Origin of the sequence: Porphyromonas sp. HMSC077F02 (genome assembly GCF_001815465.1) — a bacterium.
Taxonomy (GTDB): Bacteria; Bacteroidota; Bacteroidia; order Bacteroidales; family Porphyromonadaceae; genus Porphyromonas_A; species Porphyromonas_A somerae.
The window spans coordinates 36,057-44,406 of the sequence record NZ_KV820682.1 but is presented as its reverse complement, the minus strand read 5'-3'; the positions used below and the strand labels follow the sequence as shown (position 1 = coordinate 44,406).

The 8,350-nt window shown below is 47.6% G+C and carries 16 protein-coding genes; 13 read left to right on the top strand and 3 right to left on the bottom strand.

Annotation, left to right across the window (positions count from 1 at the left end; translation table 11 throughout):
* On the top strand, positions 1–184 hold a 184-nt coding region (locus HMPREF3027_RS09705; protein WP_210400689.1), incomplete at its 5' end, for a hypothetical protein.
* A gap of 115 nt (positions 185–299) precedes the next feature.
* Here the strand turns inward: HMPREF3027_RS09705 and HMPREF3027_RS07195 are convergent.
* From HMPREF3027_RS07195 to HMPREF3027_RS07185, 3 genes are read right to left on the bottom strand one after another with little or no spacing between them, the layout of a single operon-like run.
* Entirely contained in the window at positions 300–1,520 is a 1,221-nt protein-coding gene (locus HMPREF3027_RS07195) for a site-specific integrase (protein WP_070707825.1), read from the bottom strand.
* Positions 1,520–2,113, bottom strand: coding sequence for a F0F1 ATP synthase subunit delta (locus HMPREF3027_RS07190; protein WP_070707824.1), 594 nt, complete (start codon positions 2,111–2,113; stop codon positions 1,520–1,522). The genes HMPREF3027_RS07195 and HMPREF3027_RS07190 overlap by 1 nt, the downstream gene beginning before the upstream one ends.
* Positions 2,114–2,134: 21 nt before the next feature.
* Entirely contained in the window at positions 2,135–2,857 is a 723-nt protein-coding gene (locus tag HMPREF3027_RS07185) for a S24 family peptidase (RefSeq protein ID WP_070707823.1), read from the bottom strand.
* Positions 2,858–3,226: 369 nt separating this feature from the next.
* On the opposite strand from HMPREF3027_RS07185, the gene HMPREF3027_RS07180 reads away from it, so the two are divergent.
* The 12 genes from HMPREF3027_RS07180 to HMPREF3027_RS09700 all read left to right on the top strand — a co-directional run.
* Complete coding sequence (locus tag HMPREF3027_RS07180; RefSeq protein ID WP_070707822.1) at positions 3,227–3,649, top strand: hypothetical protein; 423 nt, start codon at positions 3,227–3,229, stop codon at positions 3,647–3,649.
* Positions 3,637–3,825, top strand: coding sequence for a hypothetical protein (locus HMPREF3027_RS07175; RefSeq protein ID WP_070707821.1), 189 nt, complete (start codon positions 3,637–3,639; stop codon positions 3,823–3,825). Before HMPREF3027_RS07180 ends, HMPREF3027_RS07175 begins: the two co-directional genes overlap by 13 nt.
* Positions 3,803–4,081: a DUF3853 family protein gene (locus HMPREF3027_RS07170; protein WP_070707820.1), complete on the top strand. Its 279-nt coding sequence runs from the start codon at positions 3,803–3,805 to the stop codon at positions 4,079–4,081. Before HMPREF3027_RS07175 ends, HMPREF3027_RS07170 begins: the two co-directional genes overlap by 23 nt.
* Before the next feature lie 5 nt (positions 4,082–4,086).
* Entirely contained in the window at positions 4,087–4,224 is a 138-nt protein-coding gene (locus HMPREF3027_RS09625; RefSeq protein ID WP_168165883.1) for a hypothetical protein, read from the top strand.
* Between the two features lie 21 nt (positions 4,225–4,245).
* Positions 4,246–5,028 carry a phage recombination protein Bet gene (gene bet / locus HMPREF3027_RS07165; protein ID WP_083317549.1) on the top strand — a complete coding sequence of 261 codons (783 nt, stop codon included), beginning with the start codon at positions 4,246–4,248 and terminating at the stop codon, positions 5,026–5,028.
* 2 nt (positions 5,029–5,030) lie between these two features.
* A complete protein-coding gene (locus HMPREF3027_RS07160) occupies positions 5,031–5,453 on the top strand; it encodes a helix-turn-helix transcriptional regulator (protein ID WP_070707818.1) in 423 nt (140 codons plus the stop codon).
* Between the two features lie 141 nt (positions 5,454–5,594).
* Positions 5,595–6,518 (top strand): YqaJ viral recombinase family nuclease, encoded by a 924-nt coding sequence (locus tag HMPREF3027_RS07155; protein WP_070707817.1) that lies wholly within the window; start codon positions 5,595–5,597, stop codon positions 6,516–6,518.
* Positions 6,515–6,913: an ssDNA-binding protein gene (locus tag HMPREF3027_RS07150; protein WP_070707816.1), complete on the top strand. Its 399-nt coding sequence runs from the start codon at positions 6,515–6,517 to the stop codon at positions 6,911–6,913. The genes HMPREF3027_RS07155 and HMPREF3027_RS07150 overlap by 4 nt, the downstream gene beginning before the upstream one ends.
* Before the next feature lie 14 nt (positions 6,914–6,927).
* Entirely contained in the window at positions 6,928–7,374 is a 447-nt protein-coding gene (locus tag HMPREF3027_RS07145) for a DUF3127 domain-containing protein (protein WP_070707815.1), read from the top strand.
* 1 nt (position 7,375) lies between these two features.
* The gene (locus tag HMPREF3027_RS07140; protein ID WP_070707814.1) at positions 7,376–7,594 is read left to right on the top strand and encodes a hypothetical protein; all 219 of its coding nucleotides are present in this window, start codon (positions 7,376–7,378) and stop codon (positions 7,592–7,594) included.
* Between the two features lie 117 nt (positions 7,595–7,711).
* The gene (locus HMPREF3027_RS07135; RefSeq protein ID WP_070707813.1) at positions 7,712–8,095 is read left to right on the top strand and encodes a hypothetical protein; all 384 of its coding nucleotides are present in this window, start codon (positions 7,712–7,714) and stop codon (positions 8,093–8,095) included.
* Positions 8,085–8,350: hypothetical protein (locus tag HMPREF3027_RS09700; RefSeq protein WP_210400688.1), on the top strand; the 266-nt coding region annotated here is incomplete at its 3' end. The genes HMPREF3027_RS07135 and HMPREF3027_RS09700, both read left to right, overlap by 11 nt.

Sequence of the window (8,350 nt, the reverse complement as noted above, 5' to 3'; positions counted from 1 at the left end):
GACTGCCGTATCACACGAAATGTCGGATGAACCACTTTTTGAGTATTATCACTTTGTAGTACATACCACTAGGGGAGATATCGGCAAAAAGTCGGAGATGCTCATAACTCTTCGGTGCAAGATTAAAGTATTCTTCCTCAAATCAATCTTAAGTGTAGATTTTTGGGTGCGAAAAAGGGTGTAAACCACGTAAAACGTTGATTTACACCCTTTACTGCGGAAGCGGGGGGATTCGAACTATGCCGTAGTGATAATTGATGTGGCGTTTGTGTACCCAAATTGTACCCGAAAGTGCCGGGTTAGAGGGCGTTGAAGCGGTCCATCATCTCTTTTTTCACTCCGTCGGCTATTGCTATGTATGGTCGCATTGCGTCGTAGTCTTTGTGGCCGGTCCACTTCATTACCACATCTGGGGGAATACCTAGCATCAGGGCGTTACAGATGAATGTACGTCGGCCTGCGTGGGTGCTTAGCATCTGCCACTTTGGTTGCACTCGCTCCACTCGCTTCCCCCCTTTGATTGCTACGGTACGGATTGGCTCATTGATCCCGCAATACATACCTACTTCCTTGATGTACTTATTACACTTTTGGTTACTCAGTTGAGGTATCTTATTGTCGTACTTATCTAGGAGCTGGCGACTGTATTTGTTGATGTCTATCCGAAGTGGGTCTGAGGTCTTTTTTGTGACTACCGTTATATACTCATCTGTGATGTCGCTTGGCTGCAGCTTCGCAAGGTCGGAGTATCTTAGCCCCGTGAACGCAGAGATGCAGAAAAGGTCACGGGCTTTCTCAAGGTATGGGAAGGGGAGCTCAAAGGTAAGCATATTCATTAGCTCCTCCCAGGTGAGGAATATCACTGGCTTTGGTATCGTCTTTAGTTGGTTGGTGTATGTCTTTGCCTCCACCCTAACGGTGTGCCCCTCTCTCTCGGCAAACGCTAGGAGAGCCTTGATACGCTTAATGTATCCTACCACCGTGCTATTGTTTAACCTCTCCGAATAGGTGAGGTATTTCACAAAGGCGTCCATCCACTCGGTGTCGATATCCTCTACCTTGCAGTCGGGGGAGACTGCATTTATCTTCCTGATGAGGGCTACCATTTTATCATAGCCCGACTGTGCCCACTGCCTGACTGGTCCGACCTCCTTCATCATCTTTTCGGCTATAGCTACGAGGGAGGTAGAGCTTGCGGTTGACTTCCCTAGCCGTGTATTAAAATCGTCCCTAAATCGATCCGCTGTGGGTACTATCCCCTTGTCCTCATAGCTGTAGAATATACTTTCCACAGTGTCGATGTGGCTCTGTATGGTCCGATTAATGTAGTTGGCTGGCACTCTCTTCTTGGTGTGGAAGGTGTTCGGCCGTACCCGCATCGTGTCTTTGTCCCACTTCGCTACCTCCACCTTTAGCCCGAGGAGCATATCCACTCGCTTTGAGTTAAAGGATACTCGCAGTCTAAGGGAGGCTTCTCCGCCCTCCTCTCTAAAAGGAGTTATGCTGTAGGTCCACTTCATCACAAATCGTTGCTCATCTTTTCTTTTGATGTATAGTTTGACAAGCTATCCGTATATGATATCGCTACACAGAAGCCTCCCATGAAATCGTAGTATTCAATACTCAGGTAGATATACCCTCCATTTTTCAGATTTATGGTTGTTTTATATTCTGCTTCTTCGGACTGGAAAGCGGTTATTACTTCTGTCTCTGAACTCAAAAGGCTGGGGTCAATACGCTCCTTTGAAGTAGCTTTGGTTTTACCGTACTTCTTTACTAAACTCTCTTTGATGTCTTGATACTGACTCTTTGCATCTTCGAAAGAAAGTGAGGAAGGGAATGTAACGTCAACCGACCAAATATTCCCATAATCGTTTTCCATAACGTCAACAAGACAGCCCGCCGCCCCAGAGAATGTGCCTACTAGCATATGGTGTGTGAATGGCCTTCCTCTATCTGTATCTAAATGCGTGAAGTCCTTCTGCTCAAGCTTATCAATAAACACTTTTGCAGGCTCTCCGAGGGAGATCCCTAGGAACTCAGTATGTGTATCTTTTGGTGTGCACGAAAAAAGAAGAAGCACAGCCAGCAGGGAAAGTACTAATCTATTCATAGCTTTATTTTTTATTACTGGTTAATAGTTACGGGTGAGGGAGACGATGTGGTAGATGTCCTTTACCTCGGAGAGGTCAAGTACAAAGTCGGAGTACTTATCATTAAAAGAATGACAGGTGATGGTATGGTTCTCCACGTCGTGCTCTGTGATGTTCTTAATGAGTATTCCTTCGCTTTTGGTAGCTATAATCCAGATGCTGTAATTATAGATCCTTAGTCGGTTCTCCTTATAGCAGTCAAAGGGGACGTGCTTTGCGAGTATCTCATCTCCTTCTATCAGCGTTGGCTCCATAGAGTCTCCTGTGACGGTGAAGATAGCGTGGTCGATTGCTTTAGCTCCGAGCGGGGCTATGACCGTTCGCTTCTCTTTCCACTCGTCCGCAAAAACATCTTCATACCAACCGGTAGAGCCCGCCATAGCTCTGAAAGGTATTACAGGTACGCTGATCCAGTTGAGCCCCTCTGGGTCCAGCTCCTTTGCGTTTGCCTTAACCTCTTGCTCCCCTACTAGCATCGTCCCTTCGCCTGTGAGGAGCCAGTCTAGGTTAATTTCTTTACCTTCATCAAGTGTAAGAAGTTTAACCAAGACCCCATCGGACAGTGGTTTTGCACCTGATATGATTTGGGAAAAGTAGCTTTCTCCATATCCTAGCATATCTCCTATTTCCTTTTGCGTCTTTGCTATGCCTTTATATATCAAGTAGTTGATTACTTGCGACGCTCTTAGCTTCTTTTCATTCATAGTTAAAGTATCTTAAAAGGTAAATAAATACACCTTTTCTTTTGGTTGTATGGTAAAGTATCTTTACCTTTGTAGCAACAAAGGGGGTACACCTCACAATCGTACCAATTATATAGCTACAAATGTAAACATAATAAATGAGACTAAGTATGAAAGCAAGTGAGTAGAGAGGTAATAGGGGTGACACCCTTTGAGAAAATGAGGGTGGGTCAGAAGATACAATACCCCATTGAGAGACGAGAGACAGTAAACACAAACCTTGTAAAGGTTCGACTAAAGTACCAAGAGCGAAGGTACTTGACAGTGAGTGGCGAGACACTCATATATATAATAAGGGATAAATAGAAAAACGAACAAACGAGAAAGACTATGACAACGGCACTGGACTTAAATTGGTATGACCGCGATAGCGTGATAGATTTCAAAAGATACTTTTTGGAAATGGCTATCAAATGCTCCACTACTAGAGAGCGAGTGATTAAAGAGGTGGCAGAATTCATTCGTACGGCTGCTGACAACTGCGAGCAAATAGGGCGGGACGGCAGCGCATCTCTGAGCTACTGCGAAATGGGTAGTAACTTTTGGATTGACTTTGATGCCTCAATTAGCTATGAGGCGGTCTACAGCTATGGTGACTACTATACACCTAGCGACTGCGAAGTTACTCCTATATACAGCTCTCTCTCCATTAGTCGCCTAACACTTTATAGCACGATTAGCGACGAGTATGAGATTGACCTTTGCGAGGTCTTTAACATTTCAGAAGATGATATAAAGTTATGCAAACGTTAAAAATTCTACTAGTGTGCGTGGGGGTGGTGGCGGTTATCCTGATGCCAAGCGATGATGCAGATATGAGTTTGGCGCTCTATGCAGGTATTGCGGTGGCGACTAAGGCGGTGGCGTTTGTGGCGTTTTTGCTAGCCTATAAAATTGAAAAACGATATGGACAACGAGAGGCTAATTGACCTAAGAGAGAACGACCTGAGGGCGATTGTAGCTAGCGAGGTAGCTAAAGCCCTCAGGGCGACAACTCGGGGCAGTGGCTCGCAGATAGTGAGCGGGCGGAAGAAGATTGCCGAGGCTCTAGGTATCGGTACTGACAAGCTGGATCAAATGGTAGCCGATGGCTACCTCCGTGGGGCGGTAAAGAAGAATGGCCGCACGATGATTTGCGATATTAACAAGGCGTTTGAAGCCTTTAACGATGAATGGAATAACTAAATACTATGGCACAGATGAAAGAGATGATAGAGATGAACCGACTAGTTGGTGAAATGCTAATAGCTAGCGACAAGTTTCTAAAAGAATATACAGCGAAAGAGGCGAAGAAAAAGAAGCCCCAAGAGCATAAGACAAAGCAATAACAACTTATAAATATTACAACTATGGTACAAACAAAAGAGATTAAGGCAACCTACTCAGTAGGTGGAAATGAAATCACCCTCACCCCCACTACGGTGGCGACCTACCTCACTCGGGGTAATGGCAAGGTGACGGAGCAAGATGTGATGCTATTTATCAGTCTATGCAAGTTTAACAAACTAAATCCGTTCCTAAACGAGGCGTACCTCGTGAAGTATGGCACGCAGCCGGCTCAGATGATTACGAGTAAAGAGGCCTATTTTAAGCGGGCGGAGGAAAACGCCAACTTCAAAGGGATCCGCTCGGGTATCATCATCGGCAGGCAGGGGCAAAAGGATCAGCCCTGGCAGGTGCTAGAGGTGGAGGGGTGCTTTCAAGCTCCTGGCGATGTGTTGCTAGGTGGGTGGGCAGAGGTCTACCGGTCGGATAGAGATTACCCCGTGGTGGCAAAGGTCAACCTCAATGAGTACGACAAACAGCAGTCGGTTTGGAATGAAAAGAAGTCCACGATGATAGCCAAGATTGCCAAGGTGCAAGCACTCCGTGAGGCGTTCCCCACTCAACTGGGGGCGATGTACACGGCCGAAGAGGTGGCAGAGTACAGCGAGGTAGAAGCCACTCAGGTAGATGCTACTAGCCAAACGCAGGCGACCTCGGCAATGGAAAAAGCGAAGCAGGCAATGGCGAAGAGTGTAGCAGAGAAAGCAGAGAGTGTGGAGGAGATACCACAAGAGGCAACAGCGACGGCAGAGCCTGAGGCGGTGAAGGTAGAGAGTAAGGACGGTAACAAGATGAAAGCTAACTAACTATGGCAACGAATAACGCAAAGGGGCTATCAATGAGCGACCGAATAGCCCTCCTAGGGATTAAGAATGTATTAACGCTCGATGACCTAGTATTGTACACGGGGTACGCACGTGCGACGCTGAAAAGCCTTACCTCTCGGGGCAATATACCCAGCTACAAGCCTGCCTTTATGCGTGGCACTGCAGGACTGAATAACGCCAAGAGCTTCTATAAGAAAGCGGAAATCGATGAATGGCTTACGAGCGTCCTCCCTGCCAGCTATGACGGTGTAGAGGTGAAGCCACTGCCATCAAGTCCGAAAAAAGCGACCACGGAGGAGGCGGAGGAGGAGATTAGCGGTATCACAGATGAAGGCCTTGATGAGGTGACGCAGGAAGAATTGGCGGACGATCTGAGCGAGGTTGAAGGTATCGAAGAGTTGTGAATAAATGGAGTAAGTAACGGGCTAAAATAATCGGTGTATGAAACATTTCTATTTCTCGTATCAAACGGAAATGTTTTACGTACCAAACAGAAACGCTTTATATACCGATTATTTTGGCTCCCAATATAGAGCAGTTTAGAGATGATTGTTACTAAGAAATTCAACAGCCGTGAGGATTGGCTTGAGAGCCGAACGGCGGGCATCGGAGCGAGTGACATCGCTACGATTGTGGGGCTTAACCCTTATGAAACCCCCTACTCACTTTGGCGGAGAAAGCTGGGGCTGGACCCTGCAAAGGAAGAAACCCTGCCGATGAAGTTGGGGCACCTTATGGAGGATACGGTAGCCACCCTTTATGCAGATGAAACGGGGGCGATGATCGACCCCGATAGTGTGGGTGACTTCATTGTATACGATGACCAGGCGCCGCACCTGAGGGTATCTCCCGACCGTTACGCTACTAGAACGGACGGTACTAGAGAGGTGGTGGAGATTAAGACTACTCAGATGGCTATAGACCCCGACAACCTCCCCGAGTGGTGGTTCTGCCAACTACAGATGAATATGGGGGTAACGGGTATTCACGAGGGTACGTTGGCGTGGCTCTCCTCTGGTCGTACGTTTGGCTATCAGCACATCAAGTTGGTGCCTGAGTTTTACGACTTCCTTCGTGAGTCTGCTGAGCGTTTTTACGTGGATAATATTCAAGGACGCCAAGAGCCTAAGCCCATTAATAGTGATGATATCCTAGCGAAGTACGGCATCGGAACGAAGGGCAAGGAGGTGGAAGCGAATACAAGTACTTACCAGGCGTGCCAACGACTCAAGATGCTGAAAGACCAAATCGCAGAGCTTGAGGCGGGCAAGACTAGGCTAGAGGAAGAGATTAAGCTGGCACTGAGTGACGCTACTGAGCTAACGTTTCATGGTGAGCTACTGGCCACTTGGCGGGGCTCCAATGGTGTCAGTTCGTTCGACCGCAAGGCGTTTGAAAGAGACCACCCTGAGATGGCGAAGCGGTATATCATTGAGAAGCCCGGGACGAGGAGGTTCCTACTGAAGTGAAGAAGAGTATAGAGATACGAGCAGTGGTCAACTACCTGCACCTCTCGGAGCCAATTAGACGCCCCACGGAGCGTAAAAGCTACTATCGGCTGGACGTATTAGTGCCAAAGGACGACAACAGCACGCTGGAGAAGATAGTTGAGGCTATCTGGGCAATGGGGGTGAAACTTGACGATACCGACCTGCTAAAGGATGGCGATGAGAAGGGGCACACCCTATACAAGGGGTGCTACTACTTTACAGCAAAGAGGGCGAGCGACCTCGACCCGATGAAGATAGAGGGTATTCCACGTAATGGCACGGTGGCTTCTATGAAGCTTCTGCCACTTCGGGCTTATGTGGGCGGTGCTCCGAGTGTCACCTTTAGACTAGAGAGTATAAGTTTCAGTAATTAATAAATGTTTTTAAGATGAGTAATTTGATTGTACAAGGTGTTATCACCCACGTTCTCCCAGAAGAGAATGGCGTAGGCAAAGCGAGTGGCAAGGAGTGGAAGAAGCAGACGGCGGTTTTACAGACGCAAGATCAGTATCCGAAGTATATCGCCTTTGATATGTTTAACAACCGTATCGTACCTCTCCAAGTGGGGCAGTCGGTGCAGGTGCAAATCTCTGTGGAGAGCCGTGAGTATCAAGGGAAGTGGTACAGCAATGTGAATGCGATCGCAGTGGCTCCCGTACAAGCAGGTATGGGTATGCAGATGCCTCCTCAGGGTGGCTTCGCACAGCCTATGCAGGGCTACCAGCAACCTCCAATGCAGGGGTATCAGATGCCACCGCAGGGGGTGCAGTCCACGCCTCAAACGCAGACGCCACAAGCTCCATTTAATAAGCGGGGCGAGGATCTGCCCTTCTAGTATGGCAATGAAGAAGCGCAAGGTAATTCAGAATATGTGCGTCGGCCTGGAGGTCTATGCGGAGCACCGCTTCAAGATGCCATACTCTGAGCTACTGGATAAGCTTTGGGAGGAAGCAGGGGTCACGGAGTTTCAACTCCTTAACGCCCTTCAGTTGCTCGGTAGACTAAATAAGCGTGGCAAGAATAGGCTGGCGGAGATGAAGGAAAAGATGAAGTAGTTAACAATGGGGTGGTGTCTAGCTCGCTCACGGCGGTGAGGAGTGCTGGTGCGTCGGTTTTAAGCAGGCAACGAATGCAGTGCCAGCGGGACACCACCCCACTTTTTCATAGTGAATATGACTAGAGAAGAATTTGACACCACTAAGTGGTATAAGGGCATTAAGGTTAGAGAGCTGGAATCGCAAATGGTATTTGAGGTTGATGGCGTTGACTTTGGTTGGCGCTCGGTTTCGTTCTGGGACGGAAAGTCTCCTAGAGCTCTGAATTGTGAACTTATTGAGATAGTAAAAGATTTTTTGACTGATGAAATGGAGATGAATAGAAATAGGCCAGACGCTTTCTTAGACTGGGCGCTTTGTGTGGGGCTTGTGATTTGTCTAGTGATGATGGGCTTTAGCGCAGGGTGCGGAGATTACCTCGTGTCTTTTTGCTTTGTAACTGGGCTGGTGAATGCAGTGCTATTGATGACGATTAGAAAGGAGATGAAAAATGGAAAATAAGAAGTATGAGTTAATACAAGGGAGCGAAATCACTATATGCGGAGACACGAATCTGATGCGAATAAGAGCGTTGAGAGATTTTGGCGACGTGAAAAAAGGAGACATCGGTGGTTATGTACAGTCGGAGGAAAATCTATCGCACTACGGAAACTGCTGGGTGTATAATGACGCTATAGTGTACGGCGATGCTGGAGTGTGCGGCGATGCTAGAGTGTGCGGCGATGCTAGAGTGTACGGCGATGCTAGAGTGTACGG